This is a genomic window from Antarctobacter sp., assembly GCF_965277915.1.
Classification (GTDB): Bacteria; Pseudomonadota; Alphaproteobacteria; order Rhodobacterales; family Rhodobacteraceae; genus Antarctobacter.
Window position 1 is genome coordinate 4,072,936 of sequence record NZ_OZ255849.1, and the last position, 22,028, is coordinate 4,094,963.

26 protein-coding genes and 1 riboswitch are annotated in these 22,028 nt (G+C 64.5%); of the genes, 10 read left to right on the top strand and 16 right to left on the bottom strand.

What is annotated here, in order from left to right; translation table 11 throughout:
* Positions 1-5: 5 nt before the first annotated feature.
* From trxC to ACQY5B_RS20830, 3 genes are all read right to left on the bottom strand, one after another.
* Complete coding sequence (gene trxC, locus ACQY5B_RS20820) at positions 6-431, bottom strand: thioredoxin TrxC (RefSeq protein WP_305969940.1); 426 nt, start codon at positions 429-431, stop codon at positions 6-8.
* Positions 432-548: 117 nt separating this feature from the next.
* Complete coding sequence (locus ACQY5B_RS20825) at positions 549-1,100, bottom strand: hemerythrin domain-containing protein (RefSeq protein WP_305969939.1); 552 nt, start codon at positions 1,098-1,100, stop codon at positions 549-551.
* A 31-nt stretch (positions 1,101-1,131) separates the two neighbouring features.
* Entirely contained in the window at positions 1,132-1,545 is a 414-nt protein-coding gene (locus ACQY5B_RS20830; RefSeq protein WP_420327626.1) for a universal stress protein, read from the bottom strand.
* Positions 1,546-1,799: 254 nt separating this feature from the next.
* Here ACQY5B_RS20830 and ACQY5B_RS20835 point away from each other — a divergent pair, with 254 nt between their 5' ends.
* Complete coding sequence (locus tag ACQY5B_RS20835) at positions 1,800-2,489, top strand: winged helix-turn-helix transcriptional regulator (RefSeq protein ID WP_305969937.1); 690 nt, start codon at positions 1,800-1,802, stop codon at positions 2,487-2,489.
* Between the two features lie 7 nt (positions 2,490-2,496).
* On the opposite strand, the gene ACQY5B_RS20840 is transcribed toward ACQY5B_RS20835, so the two are convergent.
* A complete protein-coding gene (locus ACQY5B_RS20840; RefSeq protein ID WP_305969936.1) occupies positions 2,497-2,814 on the bottom strand; it encodes an antibiotic biosynthesis monooxygenase family protein in 318 nt (105 codons plus the stop codon).
* Positions 2,815-2,998: 184 nt separating this feature from the next.
* On the opposite strand from ACQY5B_RS20840, the gene ACQY5B_RS20845 reads away from it, so the two are divergent.
* From ACQY5B_RS20845 to ACQY5B_RS20855, 3 genes are all read left to right on the top strand, one after another.
* Positions 2,999-3,706 (top strand): DUF484 family protein, encoded by a 708-nt coding sequence (locus ACQY5B_RS20845; protein ID WP_420327625.1) that lies wholly within the window; start codon positions 2,999-3,001, stop codon positions 3,704-3,706.
* An 8-nt stretch (positions 3,707-3,714) separates the two neighbouring features.
* The gene (locus tag ACQY5B_RS20850) at positions 3,715-4,638 is read left to right on the top strand and encodes a tyrosine recombinase XerC (RefSeq protein WP_305969934.1); all 924 of its coding nucleotides are present in this window, start codon (positions 3,715-3,717) and stop codon (positions 4,636-4,638) included.
* A 61-nt stretch (positions 4,639-4,699) separates the two neighbouring features.
* A complete protein-coding gene (locus tag ACQY5B_RS20855) occupies positions 4,700-5,305 on the top strand; it encodes a glutathione S-transferase (RefSeq protein WP_420327624.1) in 606 nt (201 codons plus the stop codon).
* Positions 5,306-5,376: 71 nt separating this feature from the next.
* Here ACQY5B_RS20855 and ACQY5B_RS20860 read toward each other — a convergent pair whose 3' ends face one another.
* Positions 5,377-6,030, bottom strand: a complete 654-nt coding sequence (locus ACQY5B_RS20860; RefSeq protein WP_420327622.1) for an outer membrane protein — start codon at positions 6,028-6,030, stop codon at positions 5,377-5,379.
* A gap of 225 nt (positions 6,031-6,255) precedes the next feature.
* On the opposite strand from ACQY5B_RS20860, the gene petA reads away from it, so the two are divergent.
* Genes petA through ACQY5B_RS20875 form a run of 3 tightly spaced genes read left to right on the top strand, consistent with a single transcriptional unit; the run spans position 6,256 to position 9,004 of the window.
* Positions 6,256-6,849, top strand: coding sequence for a ubiquinol-cytochrome c reductase iron-sulfur subunit (gene petA, locus ACQY5B_RS20865; RefSeq protein WP_305969931.1), 594 nt, complete (start codon positions 6,256-6,258; stop codon positions 6,847-6,849).
* A 12-nt stretch (positions 6,850-6,861) separates the two neighbouring features.
* A complete protein-coding gene (gene petB / locus ACQY5B_RS20870; RefSeq protein ID WP_305969930.1) occupies positions 6,862-8,208 on the top strand; it encodes a cytochrome b in 1,347 nt (448 codons plus the stop codon).
* A gap of 19 nt (positions 8,209-8,227) precedes the next feature.
* On the top strand, positions 8,228-9,004 hold the full coding sequence (locus ACQY5B_RS20875) for a cytochrome c1 (RefSeq protein ID WP_305969929.1): 777 nt from the start codon (positions 8,228-8,230) through the stop codon (positions 9,002-9,004).
* A gap of 81 nt (positions 9,005-9,085) precedes the next feature.
* On the opposite strand, the gene ACQY5B_RS20880 is transcribed toward ACQY5B_RS20875, so the two are convergent.
* Genes ACQY5B_RS20880 through thiB form a run of 3 tightly spaced genes read right to left on the bottom strand, consistent with a single transcriptional unit; the run spans position 9,086 to position 12,256 of the window.
* A complete protein-coding gene (locus ACQY5B_RS20880; protein ID WP_420327619.1) occupies positions 9,086-9,790 on the bottom strand; it encodes a thiamine ABC transporter ATP-binding protein in 705 nt (234 codons plus the stop codon).
* Positions 9,777-11,294: a thiamine/thiamine pyrophosphate ABC transporter permease ThiP gene (locus tag ACQY5B_RS20885; RefSeq protein ID WP_420327618.1), complete on the bottom strand. Its 1,518-nt coding sequence runs from the start codon at positions 11,292-11,294 to the stop codon at positions 9,777-9,779. Before ACQY5B_RS20885 ends, ACQY5B_RS20880 begins: the two co-directional genes overlap by 14 nt.
* Complete coding sequence (gene thiB / locus ACQY5B_RS20890; RefSeq protein WP_420327617.1) at positions 11,270-12,256, bottom strand: thiamine ABC transporter substrate binding subunit; 987 nt, start codon at positions 12,254-12,256, stop codon at positions 11,270-11,272. Before thiB ends, ACQY5B_RS20885 begins: the two co-directional genes overlap by 25 nt.
* Before the next feature lie 44 nt (positions 12,257-12,300).
* A riboswitch (TPP riboswitch) is annotated at positions 12,301-12,412 on the bottom strand.
* 118 nt (positions 12,413-12,530) lie between these two features.
* Between thiB and ACQY5B_RS20895 the strand changes: the two genes are divergently transcribed.
* Both ACQY5B_RS20895 and aroC read left to right on the top strand, forming a co-directional pair.
* Positions 12,531-12,704 (top strand): hypothetical protein, encoded by a 174-nt coding sequence (locus tag ACQY5B_RS20895; RefSeq protein WP_420327616.1) that lies wholly within the window; start codon positions 12,531-12,533, stop codon positions 12,702-12,704.
* 56 nt (positions 12,705-12,760) lie between these two features.
* Positions 12,761-13,864: a chorismate synthase gene (gene aroC / locus ACQY5B_RS20900; RefSeq protein WP_420327614.1), complete on the top strand. Its 1,104-nt coding sequence runs from the start codon at positions 12,761-12,763 to the stop codon at positions 13,862-13,864.
* Between the two features lie 7 nt (positions 13,865-13,871).
* Here the strand turns inward: aroC and ACQY5B_RS20905 are convergent, their stop codons facing one another.
* The 3 genes from ACQY5B_RS20905 to ACQY5B_RS20915 form a co-directional block, all read right to left on the bottom strand.
* Positions 13,872-15,905 carry a methyl-accepting chemotaxis protein gene (locus ACQY5B_RS20905; RefSeq protein WP_420327613.1) on the bottom strand — a complete coding sequence of 678 codons (2,034 nt, stop codon included), beginning with the start codon at positions 15,903-15,905 and terminating at the stop codon, positions 13,872-13,874.
* A gap of 103 nt (positions 15,906-16,008) precedes the next feature.
* Positions 16,009-16,899, bottom strand: coding sequence for a DMT family transporter (locus ACQY5B_RS20910; RefSeq protein WP_305969923.1), 891 nt, complete (start codon positions 16,897-16,899; stop codon positions 16,009-16,011).
* A gap of 57 nt (positions 16,900-16,956) precedes the next feature.
* The gene (locus tag ACQY5B_RS20915) at positions 16,957-17,640 is read right to left on the bottom strand and encodes a cupin domain-containing protein (protein ID WP_420327612.1); all 684 of its coding nucleotides are present in this window, start codon (positions 17,638-17,640) and stop codon (positions 16,957-16,959) included.
* Between the two features lie 76 nt (positions 17,641-17,716).
* Here ACQY5B_RS20915 and ACQY5B_RS20920 point away from each other — a divergent pair, with 76 nt between their 5' ends.
* The gene (locus ACQY5B_RS20920; RefSeq protein ID WP_420327610.1) at positions 17,717-17,866 is read left to right on the top strand and encodes a hypothetical protein; all 150 of its coding nucleotides are present in this window, start codon (positions 17,717-17,719) and stop codon (positions 17,864-17,866) included.
* A gap of 105 nt (positions 17,867-17,971) precedes the next feature.
* On the opposite strand, the gene ACQY5B_RS20925 is transcribed toward ACQY5B_RS20920, so the two are convergent.
* The 5 genes from ACQY5B_RS20925 to ACQY5B_RS20945 form a co-directional block, all read right to left on the bottom strand.
* On the bottom strand, positions 17,972-19,087 hold the full coding sequence (locus ACQY5B_RS20925) for a site-specific DNA-methyltransferase (protein ID WP_420327608.1): 1,116 nt from the start codon (positions 19,085-19,087) through the stop codon (positions 17,972-17,974).
* Positions 19,088-19,179: 92 nt separating this feature from the next.
* On the bottom strand, positions 19,180-19,806 hold the full coding sequence (gene rnhB, locus ACQY5B_RS20930; protein WP_420327607.1) for a ribonuclease HII: 627 nt from the start codon (positions 19,804-19,806) through the stop codon (positions 19,180-19,182).
* A 43-nt stretch (positions 19,807-19,849) separates the two neighbouring features.
* Positions 19,850-20,974, bottom strand: a complete 1,125-nt coding sequence (locus ACQY5B_RS20935) for a hypothetical protein (protein ID WP_420327605.1) — start codon at positions 20,972-20,974, stop codon at positions 19,850-19,852.
* Positions 20,975-21,065: 91 nt separating this feature from the next.
* Positions 21,066-21,395, bottom strand: coding sequence for a hypothetical protein (locus ACQY5B_RS20940; protein WP_305969917.1), 330 nt, complete (start codon positions 21,393-21,395; stop codon positions 21,066-21,068).
* A gap of 294 nt (positions 21,396-21,689) precedes the next feature.
* Entirely contained in the window at positions 21,690-21,860 is a 171-nt protein-coding gene (locus ACQY5B_RS20945) for an ATP-dependent Clp protease adaptor ClpS (RefSeq protein WP_305969916.1), read from the bottom strand.
* Between the last annotated feature and the right edge of the window lie 168 nt (positions 21,861-22,028).

Sequence of the window (22,028 nt, forward strand, 5' to 3'; positions counted from 1 at the left end):
TGTTCTCAGCCGCGCACCCAGCCGACGATCTGACCCGCGGGCATGGCACCGGACTGGCGCTTGGCCTCGCGCCCGCCGGCAAAACTCACCATTGTCGGGATGCCACGGATGCCATGTTGGGCACCGGCTTGCGGGTAATCCTCTGTATTCAGCTTGACCAGCCGCGCCTCACCGTTCAGGGTCGTGGCCGCCTTGCCGAATTCCGGGGCCATCGTCCGGCAGGGGCCGCACCAAGGGGCCCAGAAATCCACCACCAGTGGCACATCGTCGGTGCGTGCGGCCTTGGCCAGGGTCGCAGCATCCACCTCCACAGCCTTGCCCGGCATGAGCGAGGCGCCACAGGTTCCGCATTTCGGCCTGGCGCCCAGCTTCTCGGCCGGAACGCGGTTCACTTGACCGCAGTCGAGACAGGTCAGTTTCTTGCCCGCCATCCGGTATCCTCCACATCACATTCTAATTTTTATATGCGATCAGGCATTGCCGGCATCAAGCGTCTTCCTTCGAAAATTCGCACCCGAGGGCGAGACAGGAAAGAGACACCGCACTTGCTATTCCAGCCCCTGCGCCCCGTGTTTGAGAAGAATCGGCACGATCAGGTCTTCCTCGTCGTCCAAATGGCGCAACAGGAGTGCCTCGAACGCTGAAACGTGGCTCTGAAAGGCGCCCGCCTCCACCTTGCCCTGAAGAACACCGTTCGCGGCATCACTGAACTGCTGCAACAGCCCGTCCATCGCGTGATGATCGCGGTCCAGTATTTCGAACCCGCGCGCAAGCGACGCCTCGCGGTCGATCAGCTTGGGGAAATAGTGCGTGTCCTCGATCTGGTGGTGTCCGTGCAGCTGCTGCAGCAACATGCTGCCATAGCGAACAAGCCGCTGCCGCATCTGCCGCTGGTCCATGCTGCCGTCCGACGCCGCCTCGGCGTCCTGCCGCAGTGCCTCGCAGAGGCGGCGGAACATCACATGACGATCCATCCAGAAAGCCACCAGACCGCCAAAGTTGTCATGGCTCTGCCAGGCCTCGCGCGGATAGTCCTTGCGCAGGGCATACAGGGCGTCCGGCAAGCGGTCGCGGCGGGAAAGGTCGATTTCGCTGGTCATGGCCCGCAGGTTGAAGCGGGCCGCCACAAAGTCAACGCAGGACGTGCACAGCACATTGCGCGTGGCGCACAACCTTGGCCGCGGTGGAGCCAAGCAACAAGTCCTGCATACCCGGGCGGTGCGACGCGATGACGATCAGGTCGGTGTCGTTGTCCGCGGCCCAATCCAGAATGGTGCGTCCGGAATGGCCCGAAACCACCAGCCCCACGCCGCCCGGCACGGTTGCGGCCATTTCGTTCAGCTCGTCCTCGAGCACCTTGCGCGCCTGCGCGGCGTAGTCGGCGGGCAGATAGCTGGCGACATACCCCGGCACCTGTTCCAAGACGTGGAGAAAGGTGATCCGCGCCCCCTCTGCCGCGAGGCGCCGGGCCACAGAGGTCGCCGCGCCGATCCGCGTATCGCTGTCCCCGTCGAAGGCGATGGGGACCAGTATGTTCTTGTACATGATGTGTCTCCTCCTGTCTGGCACAGGATGGAACCACGGACCGCCGATTGCCTTGATACAGGTCATGTGCCAAGCGGCGGACACCTCTTGGTCACATTCCCACCACAATGCCCCAATACAACCATAAGCCGGTGTCAGAATGCACCGCAGACAGGTCCCTTTGCCGTTGCCAGAACGGTCAGGCAGGACCGAAATGCCAAAGTCGGCGGAGCCAAGGGCGACCCGCCTGTCCAGTATGGCAAGGAGTTTGCGACGTGCGTTACCTGATCGCCGAAACCAGTTGGTCCCTGATTGCGCTTGCCAAGGAGCTGACCAACACCGGGGTGTTACTGACCCGGACGGACCGGCCAGAAGACATTCCACACTACCTGCGGATGACAGAGTCAGACCTGCTGATCCTTGACGCCGAGGAGCTGGCGCTCTCCGGCTTGTCCCTCCCCCACCTGCGCCGCAGCCACCCCGACCTGCCCATCGCGCTCATGGCGCGAGATGCCTCGCATGGGCAGATCGTCCGCTGGCTGGAGGCGGGGGCCGATACGGTTCTGGACGCATCCGCCCCGCCCGAGGAATCCGTGATGATCCTCTCCGCCATCGCGCGGCGGGCACACGGGGTGGCACAACCGATGCTGAGCTACGGCCCGCTGGCCGTCGACCTGCTACGCCGCAAGGCCTACCTACAGGACTGCCCGGTAAAGCTGAGCCCGAAACTGTACGAACTGCTGGAATATATCGCGCTCAGGCCACGCCGGCTGGTCAGCCGCGCGGCCCTCTTGGGCCATATCTACGGGCTCGAGGACGAACCGGACCCGCGCGTGTTCGACGTCTATGTCTGCAACCTGCGCGCCTGCCTCGAAGCCTCGGACGGCGCCGTGGACATCGAGACGGTGCGCGGATCGGGTTATCGCTTTACTGCGGCCTGTCTCGACGAGGCTATCGCCGCCTGATTGCCGCTCAATAGGTGGCGGCCACCTCGTAAAGCACCGGCTCGAAACTGCGGCAAAGCCCGTTCAACTCCTTGTTGCGCGCGCGCATCTCGGGTGATCGCAACATGGCCAGGAAATCGTCCCGGCTTTTCCATTGCGAATAATTGGCGATCCGGGTCTGGGCGTCGTTGACGTGCAGACCCGCAGCGATAAACCCCGGCTGTTTCGAGATGAACTCGGCATAGGCGGCCTGCAGGGCATCCAGCAGGTCCTGACACTGGCCCGGACTGGTCTCGAAGGTGGTGATGACGGTCTGGGCGTCAGAGGTCACGGAAATATTGGGCATGGGCGCTCCTCCTTGTGGGTCGAGTTTGGCACGGATCGCGGGCGTGGCCAAACCCGCGCTCTCGCTGAAAGACAGGTTTTGCGCGGGCCGGATTTCCTTGACAGTAAAGGGCACGACGGGCGACACAGAGCCAATCGCGCAAAGAACAAGCGCCCAAGCGCAGCACGAGCAGGACAATAGGCACATGAGCAGCACCCAGCGTATCGAGGAATCCATCCGCGATTCGATCATTTCGCGTCCCGACATCATCCTCGACGACAAGGACCTGATGCAGGCCCTGATAGCCGCGAACGAACGCGCGATGGGCGGCAATATCATCGACCTGCGCGGAATCGCGATGGAGCGGCTCGAAGCGCGGCTTGACCGGCTGGAGGACACCCACCGCAGCGTGATCGCCGCGGCCTACGAAAACCTCGCCGGAACCAACCAGATTCACCGCGCCGTCCTGCGGATGCTGGACCCGGTGGAGTTTGAACCCTTCCTGCACGACCTTGGCGGCGAAGTGGCCCAGATCCTGCGTGTCGACCACATCCGTCTTGTCCTGGAAACCGCGCAGGAGGACGACGACCCGGTGGTCAGCCGTCTGGGTGACGTGCTTTCGGTGGCAGAGCCGGGTTTCGTGGAAACCTATGTCGGCGAGGGCCGTGAAGCACCGCTGCGCCAGGTGGTCCTGCGCCAGATCCAGCGCGGCAACGAGGCGATCTTTGGCGAGCGCGCCGAATGGATCCGCTCCGAGGCCTGCCTGCGTCTGGACTTTGGGCCCGGCCGCCTGCCCGGCCTGCTGGTCATGGGGTCCGAGGACCCGCACCAGTTCACACCGCAACAGGGCACCGACCTGCTAGCCTTCTTTGGCGGCGTTTTCGAGCGCGCGATGCGGAGATGGCTGGCCTGAGGTCGGGCATGAGCCTCGAAATCTCACCCGCCGCGCGTGACGCCCTCGCCAACTGGCTGGAGGCGTGCAAGGCGCTGGACGGCGCGGCGGAAAACACGCTGAACGCCTACCGCGCGGACGTGCTGGATTTCATCGCCTTCCTGACGGCTCATCACGCGGAGCCGCAGGGGCTGGCGCCGCTGTCGGCGGTCACCACCACTGACATGCGGTCCTGGATGGCACATCTGCGTCGGCGCGAGGTTGGCGCACGGTCCGTCGCCCGCAAGCTGTCGGCGGTCAAGAGCTTCTACCGTTGGCTGGCTCGGCGCGAAGGGTTCGAAGCCACGCCCGTGCTGTCGGCCCGCGCGCCCAAGTTCCAGAAGAAACTGCCCCGCCCCCTGACCGAAGACGCCGCGCGCGCCATGATCGACACGGTCGAGATGCAAAGCGCCGACAGCTGGCAGGGCGCCCGCGATGCCGCCGTGGTCACGCTGCTTTACGGCTGTGGCCTGCGGATTTCCGAGGCACTGGGATTGAAGGGACGCGACCTGCCCCTCGGCAGCACGCTGCGAATCCTCGGCAAGGGCGGCAAGGAGCGGCTGGTCCCGGTGCTGCCCGTGGCGGTCAAGGCGGTCGAGACCTACCTCGCGCTGTGCCCCTACGCCGTCGAACCTGACTTGGCGCTGTTCCGGGGCGCACGGGGCGGGCCGTTGAACCCGCGTATCGTCACCAAGGTCACAGAAAAGGCGCGGATGCAGCTGGGCCTGCCTGCCAGCGCGACGCCCCACGCCATGCGTCACAGCTTTGCTACCCACCTGCTGGCCGCCGGCGGCGACTTGCGCGCGATCCAGGAATTGCTGGGTCATGCCTCTTTGTCGACGACCCAGGCCTATACCGCCGTCGACGAGGTCCACCTGATGAAGGTCTACGAGGCGACGCACCCCAAGGCGTGACACGCGCCCCGGCAAGTGCTTTGGTGTGGGCGACACGATCAACCACATCCGGATACCCGTCATGCAGCTTCTTCAATCGCCGGCCTCTCCCTTTGTTCGCAAGGTGCTGGTCACGCTTCACGAAACCGGAAAGCTGGACGAGGTCGAGATGGTGGACATTGCCACCACGCCCATCGAGCCCGATCCGGCGCTTATCTCGGCCAACCCGCTTGGCAAGATCCCGGCCCTGATGCGCTCCGACGGTCCGACGCTCTATGACAGCCGGGTGATCTGCCGGTTCCTCGACGCCCGCGCGCAGGCGGGCCTTTACCCGGAAAGCCGGGTCTGGGACACCCTGACGCTGGAGGCAACCGGGGACGCGATCATGGAGGCGGCCGTGCTGATCGTCTACGAGGAACGCTTTCGCCCGCCCGAAAAGGTGTCGATGGATTGGATCGAGGGCCAATGGGCCAAGGTGTCCCGTGCATTGGACGCCCTTGGCACCCGCTGGATGAGCCACCTGCATGGTCGCATGGACATGGGCCATATCGCGATCGGCTGCGCGCTTGGCTACCTGGATTTCCGCCACGAGGCTCGATCCTGGCGGACCGGCCGCGATACGCTGGCTGCCTGGTACGCCGAGTATTCAAAGCGCCCGGCCATGATCGCGACGACACCCAGCGGCTGAGCAACAAAAAGGGCGGACCCTGTCCGCCCCCGCCTTTACGATCGGGCCGGGTCCGGGACCCGGCGCCTTTGTCAGAAGTGCATCGACAGCCCGACGTTCAGGGCATTGGTCTTGATGTCGGTCTTGAACGTGCCGCCATCGTCGAATGTGCCTTCGTTGACCGAGTAAGTGAACTGATACTCGCCAAAGACAGAGAATCGGTCGTTGATCTGATAGCTGGTGCCAGCCGTCAGGCGCATCGCCGGGCCGGCCAGCTGGAACCCGTATGTCCGCGAGCCGCTGGCGTGATCGGCGTCCACATGTGGAAAGGCGATCCCCAGACCACCCCCGACATAGGGCGTGAACTGCCCCCACTGGTTCTTCCAGCGCCGCATCACGTTCGCGGTCAGCACGTTGTGCCCGTCGGTGAACTCCAGCTGGGAAAAGCCCAGTGCCTTCAGCGTGCTGTCGTCGGCATAGGCCTTGGTGTGCGTGTATTCCACGCCAAAGCCCAGCGATCCGCTTCGCCACCAGGTCGCGCGGGCGCCATAATAGGGAGGCATCACAAAGGGTTTGCCCTCCCAGCCGACAAGCTGGTCGTAGCTGCCGCCACCGTTGGGCAGGTCCCCGGAGATGCGGCTGTGAGGAAGCGTCTGCCAGCCGGTGTAAAACGACAGTTCCATCTCTGCCGCCGCCGGGGCCGCCAGACCGATCAGAATGCCGAGGGAAAGAATCAGTCGCCGCATGGTGCCGCCCCTAACTTTGCTCCCGAGCGAGATAATCACTGCGGAAGGGTGGTTTCAACCGCGACAGATTCGCGCGAGCGTGGAATGTGAGCCTTTTGCATCCTTTACCCCTCACGGCCTCCCGGCTAGATACCGATCCTGAGCGGGGTCCGGAGTCTTTCGAGCCTCCGGAAACCATGGGTTTTACCGCGGGCCGACGGCCCCTACAGCAATGGAGCGAACCTCGTGTCCCACGCAGAAGACCACGAAGGCACCCGAAGGGATTTCCTCTACTACGCCGCCGCCGGCGCCGGGGTCGTCACGACCGGCGCTGCCGTCTGGCCGATGGTCAACCAGATGAACCCCTCGGCGGACGTGCGCGCACTGTCCACCATCCGGGTCGACGTCTCGGGCGTCGCGCCCGGCACTCAGCTCACCGTCAAGTGGCTGGGCAAGCCGGTCTTCATCCGTCACCGGACCGAGGACGAGATCGCCGAGGCGCAGCAACAGGAAGAGGCCTTTGCCGCCGGCCAGAACGTGGTCGATACGAACGCGCGCAACGCCAACCTGGCCGACTCTTCGGCGCCGGCCACCGATGCCAACCGCACCCTGCCCTCGCCCGAGGGTCAGCCGGCGCAGGCCTGGCTGGTTCAGATGGGTGTCTGCACACACCTGGGCTGCGTGCCGCTGGGCAATGCCGGTGAATTCGGCGGCTGGTTCTGCCCCTGCCACGGGTCGCACTACGACCTCGCGGGCCGGATCCGCAAAGGCCCCGCCCCCGAAAACCTGCCTGTCCCGCCCGCCGAGTGGGTCGACGACAGCACCATCCTGCTGGGTTAAGGAGCACAAGACATGGCTGGAATCCCGCACGACCATTACGAGCCGAAGACCGGTGGCGAGAAGTGGCTTCACTCTCGCCTTCCGATCGTCGGGCTCCTGTACGACACCATCATGATCCCCACGCCCAAAAACCTGAACTGGATGTGGATCTGGGGGATCGTCCTCACCTTCTGCCTCGTTCTGCAGATCGCCACCGGGGTCGTCCTGGTGATGCACTACACGCCGCATGTCGACCTGGCCTTTGCCTCGATCGAACACATCATGCGCAACGTGAACGGCGGTCACTTCATCCGCTACCTGCACATGAACGGCGCCTCGCTGTTCTTTGTCGCGGTCTATGCGCACATCTTCCGCGGTCTCTACTACGGCTCGTACAAGGCCCCGCGCGAGGTGACATGGATCATCGGCATGCTGATCTACCTCTGCATGATGGGCACCGCCTTCATGGGCTATGTTCTGCCCTGGGGTCAGATGTCCTTCTGGGGTGCGACGGTCATCACCGGTCTCTTCGGCGCCATCCCGTTCATCGGTGAGCCGATCCAGACCTGGCTGCTGGGCGGACCGGCGGTGGACAACGCCACGCTGAACCGCTTCTTCTCGCTGCACTACCTGCTGCCGATGGTCATCGCAGCGCTGGTTGCGCTGCACATCTGGGCCTTCCACACCACCGGCAACAACAACCCGACGGGTGTCGAAGTGCGCCGCGGATCCAAGGCCGAGGCCGAAAAGGACACCGTTCCGTTCTGGCCCTACTACGTGATCAAGGACCTTCTGGCGCTGGCCGTGATCCTGGCGGTCTTCTTCGCCATCGTCGGCTTCATGCCGAACTACCTGGGCCACCCGGACAACTACATCGAGGCGAACCCGCTGGCGACGCCCGCGCACATCGTCCCGGAATGGTACTTCCTGCCCTTCTACGCGATCCTGCGTGCCTTCACCTCGGACGTCTGGCTGGTGCAACTGGCCTCCTTCGTGACCGGCGGCATCATCGACGCCAAGTTCTTTGGCGTGCTGGCGATGTTCGGCGCGATCATCGTGATGGCCCTGGCGCCCTGGCTCGACACATCGTCGGTTCGCTCGGGCCGTTACCGTCCGATGTTCAAGTGGTGGTTCTGGCTGCTGGTCATCGACTTCTTCGCGCTGATGTGGCTGGGTGCCATGCCCGCCGAAGAGCCCTACGCCAGCTTCTCGCTGATCGCCTCGGCCTACTGGTTCGCCTACTTCCTGGTGATCCTGCCGCTGCTGGGTGTCATCGAAAAGCCGCTGCCCCAGCCCGACACCATCGAGGCCGATTTCGACGCGCACTATCCGCCGAAGGATGAGGCCAAGGGCGCAGGCGCTGCGACCCCGGCGGAATAAGCAAGAAGGACCGTAAGAGATGTTCAAGAAACTCACCCTCGCGGCCCTCGTGGCCTTCGGTCTGGCCGGCGGCGCTCATGCCGCTGGCGGCGAGGCCCACGTCGAGGACTTCAAGTTCTCGTTCGAAGGGCCCTTCGGCACCTGGGACCAGAACCAGCTGCAGCGCGGCCTCAAGGTCTACACAGAGATCTGCTCGGCCTGCCACGGCCTGCAGTACGTTCCGTTGCGCGATCTCGAACAGCTGGGCTACAGCGAAGAGCAGGTCATCGCCTATGCCGCCAACTTCGAAGTCTTCGACGAAGAACTCGATGACTTCCGCCCGGCCAAGCCGACCGACCACTTCCCGGCCGTCACCTCGGTCGGGGCACCGGACCTGTCGCTGATGGCCAAGGCGCGCGCCGGTTTCCACGGCCCCTACGGACTGGGCATCAACCAGCTGTTCAAGGGCATGGGCGGCGCAGAATACATCGCCTCGCTGCTGACCGGCTACACCGGAGAGGAAAAGGAAGAGGCAGGCACCATCCTTTACGAGAACACCGCCTTCCCCGGCGGCTGGATCTCGATGGCGCCGCCGCTGTACGGCGAGGACGTCGAATTCGACGACGGCCACAGCAACTCGCTGCACCACGAAGCAGAGGACCTGGCGGCCTTCCTGATGTGGACCGCGGAACCCAAGATGATGCAACGCCAGCAGGCGGGTTTCGTCGGGGTGTTCTTCCTGGTGGTGCTCTCGGTGCTGCTCTACCTGGTGAACAAGCGTATCTGGGCCCCGATCAAGCGCAAGCCGACCGCCTGATCCGGCCAAGCCGAAAACGACAAAGCCCCGCCGATCCGGCGGGGCTTTTCTTTTTGATCATGGATTGGTGCAGGGCAGGGTTTACCCCGCCGCGCCAATGTAGTCGCGGAAGGCCTGCGGCGGATCGGCAAAGAAGGCCTCTGCCGCCACCGGTGCCTGCGCCTGCCCCTCGGCCACCAGCACGACCTCATGGGCAAACCCCTCTGCGTCGCGCGGGTCATGCGTCACCATGACGACCAATGCGGCGAGGCTGTCGGCGACCTCGCGCACAAGGTCCAGCATTTCGCGTTTCAGCGCCGGTCCCAGGGCGGCAAAAGGTTCGTCCAGCAGGATCACCGGGCGCGCCATCAAGAGCACCCGGGCCAATGCTGCGCGCCCCTGCTGACCACCGGACAGGGTGCCCGGTTTGCGCCCGGCCATGCCTTCCAGCCCCACGCGCCGCAGCGCCCCCTCGATCCGTGCACGCGCCTCGGCGTCCGGACGGCGCCCGCCGGGATGCAGGGCAAGACCCAGGTTTCGCTCCAGCGTCAGGTGCGGAAACAGGTTGCTGTCCTGGAACAGGATCGACACGGGCCGCGCCTGCGGCGGGGCATGGGTCACGTCGCGCCCCTGCCAGATGACGCGCCCGGCCGCGACCTCCCTGAAACCGGCGATGGCGTCCAGCAGGGTGGATTTTCCGGCGCCCGACGGCCCGACAAGCGCCACCCGTCGACCCGGCACCAGCGCCATATCCGCGCGCAGCGTGCCGCTGTCCATCGTCACTTGCAGGTCTTCAAGCCTCAGCACTCAAGCGCCCTCCGCGGTCGAACAGCCAGAACAATCCCAGGCTGGTCATCAACAACAACAGCGCCGCACCGGCCGCCGCCTCCATCTGGTAGGATCCCATCAGGCGATAGACCTGCAATGGCAAGGTCGCCCGGTCCGGATCGGCAAACAACGCGATCACGCCCAGGTCCCCCATCGCCAGGGCCGCCGTCAGCCCGGCGGCAAAGCCCATCGGACGCCGCAGGCGGGGCAGCCAGACCAATCTCAGCCACGCAAACGACGACATCCGCAAGGTCGCGCACAGGCGGCCATAGTCACGCGTGATCGCCTCGGCCTCGGGTCGCAGAATCCGTAGGGCGAAGGGCAGCGCCATCAGTGCGTTGACCAGCCCCGTGACCGGCAGCGCCATGTCGAAGGGATTGACGAAATTCCGCAGGATCAGGAACAGTCCCGTCCCCAGCACCAGGGGCGAAATCGCGATGGCAGGCAGGGCCAGCAACTCGCCCCGCCGCGTGGCAAGTGGCAAGGCCCAGGCCATGCAAAGCGCCGTGGACCCCAGCGCAACCATCAGAGAATGCCCCGCCGCACGCAACGTGTCAGGCGTGATCAGCAGAATGCCCGGCAGACCGCGCAGCACCACCGCCGCCAGAGGCACCAGCAGGAACAGCGCCGCCGCGACGATCCACATGGCATCCCAACCGCGGGCCAGACGTCCCTGCCCGTCCCAGCGCGGCAGGATGCGGTCTCGCCCCGCGCCGAACCCGGCCTGTCCCGCGACGCGCAGCGCAACCAGACCCGCCGCCAGGGCCAGAACCAGTTGCATGACCGCCAGTGCTGCCGCGCGGCCAAGATCGAAATCGAACCGCATCGCCTGGTAGATCGCCAGTTCCACCGTCGTGGCCCGCGGCCCACCGCCCAGAGTCAGAGCCACCGCAAAACTGGTCAGGCAGATCACGAAGATCACCGTAAACGCGCCCGGCAGCACCCGAAGGATCAGCGGCGCGTCAATCACGCGCCATTGCGCAGGCGGTGACAGCCCCAGGGAGGCCGCCAACCGGAAATGCTCGGCCGGGATCGCGGCCCAAGCCGAAAACAGCATCCTGACCGCCAGTGGCAAGTTGAAAAAGACATGCGCCAACACGACCCCGTGCAGCCCGTAAATGTCCAGAGTCGGGCCTCCCAGCGCGCCCAGGAACCTGTTCACCAGCCCCGCCTGGCCAAAAACCGCGATCAAGCCTATGACCGCCACGATCACCGGCAGGATGAAGGGCGCCCCCAGCAGAGTCACCAGCACCCCGCGCCCCACAAAGCGCCGACGCGCAAGGGCCTTGGCCACGGGCACGGCCAGAACGACGCTGAAGGAGGCTGACAGGAAAGCCTGCCAGAGCGTGAACCGCAGCGCCTGCCAATCCCCCGGACCAAAGGCACCAAAGCCCCCGGCCCGGGCCAGAACAACGCAGACCGGTCCCAGCGTCAGTACCGCCAGGACCAGCGCCGCCGCTATTGCGAGAGCGCGCGGCGCCATGCCTCGATCGCCTCGCCGCGCAGTTCTGCCGCCTCATCCTCGGAATAGAAAAGCACCTTTTCCGGCAGATCGAGCTTCTGGAAACCTTCCGGCCACTTGTCGCTGTCCAGCGCGGCTGGGATCGACCAGTTGCCTGTGGCGATCATGCTCTGGAAGTCCTCGCTCAGGATGAACTCCATGAAATCCCCGGCCAGCTCGGGCTGGTCGCTGGTCGCCAGTCGCGCGGCCAATTCGACCATGAAGTAATGCCCCTCTGGGAAGATCGCGGCCTTCTTGGTCTCATCTCCCTCCGCGATGATGTGGTAGGCGGGCGAGGTCGTATAGCTCAGCACCATGTCCGCCTCACCATCGGTGAAAAGGCCGTAGGATTCAGACCAGCCTTTTGTCACGGTGACGATCTTGGGCGCCAGTTTCTCCCAGGCGGCCTGCGCCTCGTCTCCGTAGACCGACTGCACCCAAAGCACCAGGGCCAGCCCCGAGATCGAGGTGCGCGGGTCCTGGATCACCAGCCGCAGGTCATCGGGCGCCTCCAGCAGCGCGTCGAAACTGGCGGGCGGCGCATCCACGCGGGTGGTGTCGTAGACAAAGGCGGTGTGTCCGTAGTTGAAGGGCAGGAACACCTCGTCCGTCCAGTTGATCGGCAGGGTCAGCGGCGACAGGTCCACCCCGTGTTCGGCAAAGAGCCCCGATTCACGGGCCTTTTTGGTCACGTCAGTGTTCAGGCCGATCACGACATCGGCCTCGGTCCGGTCCCCTTCCAGCAGGATTCGGGGCAAGAGATCGCCAGGTTTGAATTGCAGGTCGCAGGCGCAGCGCGCCTCGAACAGCTCTTCGATCCTCGGCCCCGGCCCCCATTCCGAGACAAAATAATCGGGCGCATAGACCGTCAGGACAGGCGTTTCGGCAAGGGCAAGCCCGGCGCTGAGACATCCCGCGGCAACAGTGAAGGCAAATGACTTCATGAAGTCCTCCAATATTGCGGCGCAAGGGCAAGATTGGAGTCCCGTGTCCGGGCCCATACCTTCCCTCCGCCGGTTTTAACCGGTTCAGGTTCAACGGGTTGATCCGATCTACGGAAATCTCAGACGGCTCATGCACCGCCACCCCGAGGTAGGCGGGACCCTAGTCCCGACGCCACGGAACATCAAGAAAAACCGTGATTTTTTCAGCCTGTTATGGTAAGTTTCAACCATCCCGACATTGCTGGAGAAAGGAGGCGCCCTTGGGGAAACGCGTTTGATCATTTTGTGCCTAGAGCTGGGGGTTATCTGGCTCATCTATCTTTGTTTCGGCTGGATCGCGGCCTTTGAGATGCCGCTCTGGATTTCCACCTTCATCGTGATTGCCGTTGACCGCGCGACGGATGCCGTGGGCGAATTCGCCCAGAGACGGCGCGACGGGCTCGAATAGTCTTGGCATTGCGCCCCGGCTTGCGTATCCCGCGCGGAAACGAAAGGGACGCAGCCATGAGCCTGAACACATTCGGACATCTTTTCCGTGTGACCACCTGGGGCGAAAGCCACGGGCCGGCTCTTGGGGCTACGGTCGACGGCTGCCCGCCGGGCATCGAAATCGACGAGGCGCAGATCCAGCACTGGCTGGACCGGCGCAAGCCGGGGCAGAACAAGTTCACCACACAACGACGCGAACCGGACGCCGTGCGCATCCTGTCAGGCGTCTTCGAGGGCCGGACCACCGGCACCTCGGTGCAGCTGATGATCGAGAACACCGACCAGAGGTCCAAGGATTATTCCGAGATCGCGCAAAAGTTCCGCCCCGGTCATGCCGACATCACATATTTCCAGAAATACGGGCTGCGCGACTATCGCGGCGGCGGGCGCTCCTCCGCGCGGGAAACCGCTGCGCGCGTGGCCGCCGGTGGGCTGGCGCGCGCGGCGCTGACGGCGCTGGTGCCGGGGATCGAGATCCGCGGGTACATGGTGCAGATGGGCAGCCACGGCGTCGACCGGACGCGCTTCGATGATGCCCAGATCGATGCCAACCCCTTCTGGTGCCCGGACCCGCAAGCCGCCGAGACCTGGGCGGATTACCTGGACGGGCTGCGCAAATCGGGCGAGAGCGTGGGCGCGGTGATCGAGGTGGTCGCCCGCAATACCCCTGCGGGCCTCGGCGCCCCCGTCTATGGCAAGCTGGACACCGATCTTGCGGCCGCGATGATGTCGATCAACGCGGTCAAGGGCGTCGAGATCGGCGAGGGCATGGCCTCGGCCGCCCTGACCGGCAGCCAGAATGCCGACGAGATCTTCATGGGAGAGAACGGCCCGGTCTACAGCTCCAACCATGCCGGCGGTATCCTGGGCGGCATTTCGACCGGCCAGGAAATCGTCGTGCGTTTCGCGGTCAAGCCGACCTCGTCCATCCTGACCCCGCGCAAGACCATCACCCTGAGCGGTGAAGAGACAGAGATCGTCACCAAGGGCCGGCACGATCCCTGCGTGGGTATCCGCGCCGTTCCGGTGGGAGAGGCGATGATGGCCTGCGTCTTGCTTGACCACCTTCTGCTGCATCGCGGCCAGGTCGGTGACGCCGGCGGACGCATCGGGGGCTGAGGCCCCGTCAGAAATCCTTCCAAAGGGCGTCGTCACCAACGGCCCTCTTGTAGGCCGGTGCCGGGTTCGGCGCGGACTGCTCGAAGCTGTCGAGTTCCACTTCGAGGGGGGACGGCTCCAGTTCTTCGGCAGCCCAGCTGCCGTGCACCAAGGTTTCCGTGTCCGCCATCGTGTCGTCACACCCCCCGCCCCCATCGCCAGATGCAACGTCTTGGTCATGCTTTTGCTCATGGCCCCTTGGGTCGACGCCTTTCACCGAAAAGCCCTCGTTGACCGGGTCCTCCCAGGTGTTCGCCGCAGGGGGCAAATCCTGCACGGAGAAGCGCGCGAGGACATCAGACAGACGGGTGGCCTCGACACGCAGTTTCTGGCTGGCAGCATTGGTCTGGCTGACCATCGCGGCGTTCTGCTGTGTGACCTTGTCCAACTCACCCACGCCGACGTTGATTTCCTGCACGCCGCTGGCCTGATCACGGGCCGAGGTCGCGATACCGGAAACCATTTCGGACACTTCGGTCACGCTTTGCACGATATGGGTCAGGGTTTCGCTGGTTTCATGGACCAGCTTTTCACCATCTTCCACCTGCTTGCTGCTGTTCGTCACCAGCTCCTTGATCTCGCTCGCGGATTCCGAGGCCCGCTGGGCCAGTCCCCGCACCTCGGAGGCCACCACGGAAAAGCCCTTGCCGCTTTCGCCGGCGCGCGCGGCCTCGACCCCCGCGTTCAGGGCCAGCAGGTTGGTTTGAAAGGCGATGTCGTCGATGACCGTGATGATCTGCGAAATCTGGTCAGAGGACTTTGCGATGGACCCCATCGCCTCCAGCGCCCTTGCCATGACCTCGCCGCCCTGCTCGGCCCGGCGACGGCCCTCGACCACCTTCGTATCGACCTCCTGCGCCCGGGCCGAGGCCGACTGCACGCTGGCTGACAATTCCTCCAGGGCGGCGGCCGACTCCTCCAGCGTCGCGGCCTGAACCTCGGAGCGGCGCGACATCTCGTCGGACATGCTGGACAGTTCGTTGGCGTTGTTTGTCACCGCGTCGGCGCTTTGCCGCAACGACCCGACAAGATCGTCCAGCGTGTCGGCGAGGTTGTTGAAGTCGGCGCAAAGCTGGACGTAGCTCTCGCCGAGATCCCGCCACTCGCCCTCGTCGATACGGTTCTGGAGGTCCCCGCCCCGCAGCTGGCTCATCGCGGTGCTGAAGGCCTGGAACAGGTCCACGCGCCTGCCATTCTCGGCCACCATGCGCTTTTCGGCAGCATCTGCAGCCAGCAGCTTGGCCTTCAGATCCTCGAGGTTGCGAGAGATCATCCCCACCTCGTCGGCACGCGTGGTATCGGCAAGTTCGAACGCGTAATCGTGCTGGGCAAGACGCCGGACCGCGTCACGGGCGCGCTGGATCGGCAGCGACAGCGAGCGGCCAAAGATGAAGGCCAGGATCAGCGCAACCGCCACCACCAGCCCGTTCCCGAGCAGCTGCTTGATGTCCGAGGCCGCAGCCACGGCTGTCGCCTCGGTTTCCAGCCGGGTCACGTCTGCCGCCAGTTCATCGGTCATTTCCAGAAGGTCTCTTCGGGTTTCCTCCAGCGAGGGCAGAATGGTCCTGTAGGCAAAGGCCTTGCGGTCGAAAAGCGTCAGCCCGGCCAGCGTCTCGACTTCGCCGTCGAGGGCGGCCAGCCGTTCGGCCATCTCCGCCAGGCGGGTCACCATCTCGGGTCGCTGAGCCTCGGACACGCGGGTGTCGGCAAAACTTGTCCGCACCTCAGCGAAACGTTCGGACATGGCCGCCAATTCGGCCCGCATGTCCTCTATCTTGGCGTCGTCACCGGCAACGAACAGCATCATCGCCAGTTCCGCGCTCTGCATGCTGTTGGTGATGTCGCCCAGAAGACGACTTTGCGAGAACATGTCGGAGGTGTGGTACAGCTTGCCGGTGAGTTCGGATTTCACCGTCCACGAAATGGCCGAGAGTACCAGCAGTGTCGCGATAAAGGCCGATGCCAGAAGCATCACCTGAATTCGGATCGAAAACCTTCCCATGAATCGCCCTCACATCTGTTCAGCGGGCAAATTGCCCACGCGTCAGAGCGGGTGTAGCGGGGCGCAGGTAAACAAAACTTTCCGCGCGGGCGGAATTTCACGTTCAATTCTTGACAGTTTCGCGCGCGGAGTTGGGGATCTTGGCCAGTTGCACGGCCAGGATCCCGGCCGCGATCACCGCCACGCCCAGCAGGTCGAGCGGCCGAAGCGCCTCTCCCAGAAATGCGGCGGCAATGGCCACGCCAAGGAACGGGTTGAGAAAGTGGAAGGTCGCGGAGCGCACCGCGCCGATGCGGTTGACCAGCAGGACCCAGACAAAGGTCGCCGCCAGGCCAGGCACCAGCGTGGTATAGACAAAGGCCACGACCAGCGCGGCAGACCAGTCGATCTGAACGGTTTCCAACGTCAGTGCGGGCACCCAGAGCACGGCGCTGCCAATCAGCATCTGCAGGCCCACGACCATCATGAAGTTGCCGCCCGAGGTGGCCCCGCGCAGCGACAGCGTAGCAATGGTCAGCGCGATAACGCCCAGGACGCAGAACAGCACCCCCGTCATGTCCAGCCCACCGCCGAACCGCGCGCCCATGATGATGGCCACACCGGCCATGCCGGCGACCAACCCGAACAGCGCCTGCGGGCGCAGCGTCTCTCCCAGGAACAACCAGCCGGCCAAAGCCACCAGCAGCGGCATGGTCGAGGCGATGATGGCCGCCAGGGAGGCCTCGACCGTCTGCATGGCGACGAAGTTCAATCCTAGGTACAGCGCGTTCTGACAGACACCAAAAACGATCGTCGCGCGCCATTGGCCCCGGGTCAGCCGCCAGCTTTGCCCCATCGCCCAGGCGATCGCCACCGCCAGAAGGCCCGAGATCAGAAAGCGCAGAGCCAGTGCCGACAGGGGCGGAGCCGCCGCCACGATGATGCGAGCAGAGGTAAAGGCCGAGGACCACATCACCGCGAAGGCGAGGCCCATCAATATCGCGCGAATATCCATGCCAAAGCATTAGGCGGTTTCACAGGCGACCGAAAGACCGCATTGCGTGCGCCAGTGCTACTCTGCCGCGCGCCCCTCGTCCGCCACCGCAGGCAGGTGGCCAGTCTTGATATAGAGGAGACAGCCGTCCTCCGAAAACGGTGTGTGACTGGAGCCATCGGGGCTGCGGATCCAGCTGCCGGCCGGATAGCTGCCGTATTCATCCTGCAACCGCCCCTCGATCACATAGACCTCTTCCCCGCCGCGGTGCGCATGAGGCCCCAGCCGCGTGCCCGGTGCAAAGCGCACGATCCGCACGCGTTCGCCGGGGACGTCATGGAGCAGCTGTTGGCTCAGTCCCGGCGCCACTTCCTCGAACACTGCATCCTGCGTGGCAATGGCTTTCTGTTCGGTATCGGTGGGGTCGAACTGACACAGCTTGACCAGGATCGTCGCGCCTTCGGGGCCGATATGCGGGGTATGCGCGGTGCCAATCGGATTGCGAACATAGCTGCCGACCGGGTAATCCGCATGCTCGTCAGAGAAAACGCCCTGCAGAACCAGGAATTCCTCACCACCGCCATGCGTATGCGCGTCGAACCGGCTGTTCGGCGCAAATCGAACGATGGTCGTGGCGCGGGCCACCTCCTCGCCGATCCGGTCCAGCATCATCCGCTCTACCCCGTTGGCCGGCGACGGACGCCATTTGTAATCCTCGGGCCGGATCACCACCCGTTTCGAGAAATCGGCATTCAATTCCATTTCACCCCTCCCGCGGCTGATCCACCTTCAAAACCTGTGCACACCAGTCCTGCCTGTCCACCCCTGGCGACCAGTTTTGGTGCGCAGCGACCGGCTGGCCGGCTACTACAAGCTGAATCACCCGCCGCTGCGTGGCCACGATGCCTTGGATGACGCGCTGTCGGTGACCTATGTCCCGCAACACCACCTGCGGGAAAATCGGCTGACCGCGTCGGATTTCGGCTGAGGCTGGGTCACAAAAATGCCCCGCCTGCCAAAGGGCAAGCGGGGCCAGTTCGTGCCGCGGGCTATGCGCGGCATCGGCGGTGTTCATCGTGATTTCGGGTAAGGGTCAGTCCGACCGTTCAGCCATTTCAGACCGGATCTGCTGGCGCAGGACGTCGATGGGCACGGTCTTGCCGTCGCGCTTGAAGCACCAGTAGGTCCATCCGTTGCACGAGGGCGCGCCTTCCAGCTTGGCCCCCACTTGGTGGATCGAGCCCTTGACGTCATTGCCCACCAGCGTGCCGTCGGCGCGCACCTTGGCCCGGTGGCGGCCGTTCATGCTCCACAGTTCCTCGCCCGGGCGCAGCATGCCGCGTTCGACCACCTGGCCGAAGGGCACGCGCGGTTCGGCGCGTTTCGAGGCGCTGACCTCCAGCGCGACCTTGTCAAAGGCCCGCACGCTGGAGATGCGCTTTTCCGCAACCTCGCGATAGGCGGCTTCGCGTTCGATCCCGATCCAGTCGCGGCCCAGCATCTTGGCCACGGCGCCGGTCGTGCCGGTGCCAAAGAACGGGTCCAGCACCACGTCGCCCGGATTGGTCGACCCGACCAGCACACGGTGCAACAGCGAGGTCGGTTTCTGCGTCGGGTGCGCCTTGTCGCCGTTGGCGTCCTTGATGCGCTCTCCGCCGTTGCAGATCGGCAGGACCCAGTCGCTGCGCATCTGGATGCCTTCGTTCAGGGCCTTCAGCGCCTCGTAGTTGAAGGTGTATTTCGCGCCTTCGCCCTTGGACGCCCAGATCATCGTCTCATGAGCGTTGGTAAACCGCTTGCCGCGAAAGTTCGGCATCGGGTTGGACTTGCGCCAGACAACATCGTTGAGGATCCAGAACCCGGCGTCCTGCAACGCGGCCCCGACCCGGAAGATGTTGTGATAGGAACCGATCACCCAGATCGCCCCGTCGGGCTTGAGCAGTCGGCGCGCCGCTGCGAGCCAGTCCCGGGTAAACTTGTCGTAGGCGGCAAAGCTCGAAAACTGATCCCAGTGGTCATCGACCGCGTCCACCTGGGAGTTGTCCGGACGATGCAGCGCGCCTTTCAACTGCAAGTTGTACGGCGGGTCGGCAAAGATCAGGTCCACCGAGGACTCCGGCAGGCTCTGCATCACCTCGATGCAGTCCCCGGACAGGATCGTGTTGATAGGGAGCGCATCTGCGCCCGTTAACTTAGTCATCGTCGTCATTCTCTGCCTCTGTCCCGCGGCGCTTGTGCGCTCATTGGTTGGGCAAAAGATGAGTCAAAGGCGATTCGCGGTCAATTCTATTTTTGAATCAGTCACTTGTCTTTTTCCTCTTGCCACAAGATATCGCGCACCGGAGCAAAGGAACGTCTATGAAATGGGGTAGCCCCCAAATCTCGGAGTGCAGATTTGTGACACTTTGTCGGGTATCCGGCGTTTGTTTCCCATCCGTATCCGGGAAACTGTGTCGCGGCCTCTTTCATGACATCATCACGCCATGATTTCGCCACAATCGAGGCCGCCGCGATGGATGGAGAGCGCCCGTCCCCACCCACGACCGGGGTCGCCGGGCACGGCAGATCTACCGGAAGGCGATTTCCGTCGATCAGGAGATGGTCAGGCACGACCGGCAGATCCGCCACCGCGCGCCGCATCGCCAACAGGCTGGCCTGCAGGATGTTGAGCGCGTCGATTTCATCGACACTGGCCACGCCCAGTCCGACCTGCGCGCTTTGCCGCAACAGGGGCGTCAGCAGGCCCCGTCGCTTCGCCGTCAGTTTCTTGGAGTCGTTCAGCCCCTCGGGGATCGAGGCGCGGTTCAGGACGACCGCAGCGGCCACAACCGGCCCCGCCAACGGTCCGCGTCCCACCTCGTCGACCCCGGCCACGCAGCTGTACCCGCGCGCCCAGAGCGACTCTTCCAGTTCCATCGTCAATGCCATGCCACGGTTGAACCCGAAGGCCCGCCCCGAGGCAAGCCCGGGATCAGTCCGCCAGCCGTGACAGGATGGGCAGGCGTTTCGACACCGTCCCGGCGCCTGCCGCCAGGATGGCCATCAGGGCAATCCAGCCCAGGAACGGCACAAGCCCGATCACGGCCGTCAGCATTGCCCCGACGACCCCCGCCAGCACCCGGGAGATCCAGGACTTGGACAGCGCGGGCGCAAAGCTCAGGACCTTGGCCCCAAGGCCAAAGGCGCCGACGACAAGACCAGCCAGGCCCAGCGCCAAAGCCGCCAACCAGAAGAACGGCGTCAACAGCGCCCCGATCATGGTCAACGCCACCACCACGCCTCCGCCCAGCAAGACCGAGAGCCCAAGGAACCCCGACAGGACATTCCGAAAGGGCCGCGCCGCCAGGTCATCGGCAAAGCCGCCCATCGCCTTGGGTGCGATCAGGGCGGCAACTGCAGCGATCAGGCCAATGACCACGCCCCAGGTGAGATAGTCGGCGGCCACTTCGCCAAAGCTCCGCTTGTCGCCACCGTCGGGGTGCTGGAACGCGCCGCTGACGCGCTTGTACCGCAGCTCGATGCGGGTGATCCGTTCGGCCGGAACCACCTCCTCGGGCACCACAAGGGTGCCCACCTCTTCCTCGTAGAGCGTCAACGTGCCGTCGATCCGTGCGCCGGGTCCGAAGGTCAGTTCACGTGTCGAAATGACGGCATCGCCCGCCACCGGGGCGTCCAGCTCCACGATTTCGCCGTTCAGGATCATGCTTTCGCCGATCGGTGCCATCACCGACACCTCGGAGCCGAAGGCGCGCAAGTCACCCGCCACCGGGGCGTCCACCGCAACCGTGTAGCCGGCCACGGCGGCATCCCCGGCCACGGCCCCCTCGATCCGGACACGCTGCCCCGCAGCATACAGGCTGCCGCCAAGCTCGGCGCCGATATCGACCCAACGGCCTGCCATGTGCGCGTTCCCGGTGAGCGGCGCGGCCAGACGCACCCGTTCGCCCGCCAGAAAGGCGTCATCGCGGCCATCCTCGTCCATGCGCACGGACTGGCCCGCCTTGTAGATATCGTTGCCCAAGGTGGCCACTTCGTCCTGTGCCAGGGCCGGAACAGCCAGCATCAAGCCCAGGATCACCAGCAGATTTTTCAACATGCACAAACTCCCTGCCGCATCGGGCATCATTCGGGCGACGCTTCACCGCGGACGCCCTGCGCTGCCTTAAAGCGCGGGTCAGGGAGTGGGCTCAACCCTTTTCGATATCGCTGGCGCTGGCTTCTTGCTCCAGCAGGGCCGAGATCAGCGACAGCACCGCTTCTTCCTCGGACACCTTGCGCGCAGAGATCCACATGTCCAATCGCGCACGTTCCTCGCAGCTGAGCTGGACAAGGATTGGACGACGGTCTCCGGAGGTGACGGTCTTGTCCCAGCCGATCCCGGCATCCAAGGCCCGGCGCAGGGTCTGACGCACGAGGTAGGCCAGGGGGATATGCGCCACGGACTGGCGGACAAGCGCCTTGCGGAGAGGCTCCGGCAGACCCAGGACAAGGGCTTTTCTCGCATCGCGCCGACTCATGGCATCCTCATACTCGTATCGGGAAAGTCTAACAGGTTGCAGGCTCGCGACGAGCACCGATATCGTGAAAGTTGTACGCACAGCCGGCATAGGGCGGCAAGTCGGAACGCGCCCACCTTGTCACAGAAATTGGCGAAACGGACGATGACCAACGGCTTTGCCAGCCCTCACGCTCGGTTGTGAAAGTCAGCAGACAGCCCGCCCTGCTGACCCGTCTGGGTGCCCTGCTGCGCCTTGGCTTCCGCGATTTCACGGGAAAGACGGCCGCCACGCTGGCGCCCCGCCGTTGCGCGGTCAGCATGGCCCCGACACCTCTGCTTCCGTCATGCGAAAGATGCCCTTCAAGACCTCCACCACGAAATCGCGCGGGGTGACATCATCTTTCAACAGGATGACCTTGTAGAGCTTGGGCCGTTCGGTCGCGGTCTTATTCTCGGCCCTGCGTGGCACTGCGAACCCGCGCATGGCGCATCTCCCCGGCTGCCAGTCGCTTTCAGACAGAATGACAAGACCCCTTTCCCGGTCCAGCCTCCCCGGAAACGAACAGGGGCGCCCGGAGGCGCCCCTGTCTGATCTGATGGCGGTGCGGCAGATGGTTGATCTCCACCTGCCACCCGGCTGGCTTCCCCGAAG

What these genes read in the sequence shown, in the direction of transcription:
- trxC (WP_305969940.1), bottom strand. Translation starts at nt 431, where the DNA reads ATGGCGGGCAAGAAACTGACCTGTCTCGACTGCGGTCAAGTGAACCGC.
- ACQY5B_RS20825 (WP_305969939.1), bottom strand. Translation starts at nt 1,100, where the DNA reads ATGACCAGCGAAATCGACCTTTCCCGCCGCGACCGCTTGCCGGACGCC.
- ACQY5B_RS20830 (WP_420327626.1), bottom strand. Translation starts at nt 1,545, where the DNA reads ATGTACAAGAACATACTGGTCCCCATCGCCTTCGACGGGGACAGCGAT.
- ACQY5B_RS20840 (WP_305969936.1), bottom strand. Translation starts at nt 2,814, where the DNA reads ATGCCCAATATTTCCGTGACCTCTGACGCCCAGACCGTCATCACCACC.
- ACQY5B_RS20845 (WP_420327625.1), top strand. Translation starts at nt 2,999, where the DNA reads ATGAGCAGCACCCAGCGTATCGAGGAATCCATCCGCGATTCGATCATT.
- ACQY5B_RS20850 (WP_305969934.1), top strand. Translation starts at nt 3,715, where the DNA reads ATGAGCCTCGAAATCTCACCCGCCGCGCGTGACGCCCTCGCCAACTGG.
- ACQY5B_RS20855 (WP_420327624.1), top strand. Translation starts at nt 4,700, where the DNA reads ATGCAGCTTCTTCAATCGCCGGCCTCTCCCTTTGTTCGCAAGGTGCTG.
- ACQY5B_RS20860 (WP_420327622.1), bottom strand. Translation starts at nt 6,030, where the DNA reads ATGCGGCGACTGATTCTTTCCCTCGGCATTCTGATCGGTCTGGCGGCC.
- petB (WP_305969930.1), top strand. Translation starts at nt 6,862, where the DNA reads ATGGCTGGAATCCCGCACGACCATTACGAGCCGAAGACCGGTGGCGAG.
- ACQY5B_RS20875 (WP_305969929.1), top strand. Translation starts at nt 8,228, where the DNA reads ATGTTCAAGAAACTCACCCTCGCGGCCCTCGTGGCCTTCGGTCTGGCC.
- ACQY5B_RS20885 (WP_420327618.1), bottom strand. Translation starts at nt 11,294, where the DNA reads ATGGCGCCGCGCGCTCTCGCAATAGCGGCGGCGCTGGTCCTGGCGGTA.
- thiB (WP_420327617.1), bottom strand. Translation starts at nt 12,256, where the DNA reads ATGAAGTCATTTGCCTTCACTGTTGCCGCGGGATGTCTCAGCGCCGGG.
- aroC (WP_420327614.1), top strand. Translation starts at nt 12,761, where the DNA reads ATGAGCCTGAACACATTCGGACATCTTTTCCGTGTGACCACCTGGGGC.
- ACQY5B_RS20905 (WP_420327613.1), bottom strand. Translation starts at nt 15,905, where the DNA reads ATGGGAAGGTTTTCGATCCGAATTCAGGTGATGCTTCTGGCATCGGCC.
- ACQY5B_RS20910 (WP_305969923.1), bottom strand. Translation starts at nt 16,899, where the DNA reads ATGGATATTCGCGCGATATTGATGGGCCTCGCCTTCGCGGTGATGTGG.
- ACQY5B_RS20915 (WP_420327612.1), bottom strand. Translation starts at nt 17,640, where the DNA reads ATGGAATTGAATGCCGATTTCTCGAAACGGGTGGTGATCCGGCCCGAG.
- ACQY5B_RS20925 (WP_420327608.1), bottom strand. Translation starts at nt 19,087, where the DNA reads ATGACGACGATGACTAAGTTAACGGGCGCAGATGCGCTCCCTATCAAC.
- rnhB (WP_420327607.1), bottom strand. Translation starts at nt 19,806, where the DNA reads ATGGCATTGACGATGGAACTGGAAGAGTCGCTCTGGGCGCGCGGGTAC.
- ACQY5B_RS20935 (WP_420327605.1), bottom strand. Translation starts at nt 20,974, where the DNA reads ATGTTGAAAAATCTGCTGGTGATCCTGGGCTTGATGCTGGCTGTTCCG.
- ACQY5B_RS20940 (WP_305969917.1), bottom strand. Translation starts at nt 21,395, where the DNA reads ATGAGTCGGCGCGATGCGAGAAAAGCCCTTGTCCTGGGTCTGCCGGAG.
- ACQY5B_RS20945 (WP_305969916.1), bottom strand. Translation starts at nt 21,860, where the DNA reads ATGCGCGGGTTCGCAGTGCCACGCAGGGCCGAGAATAAGACCGCGACC.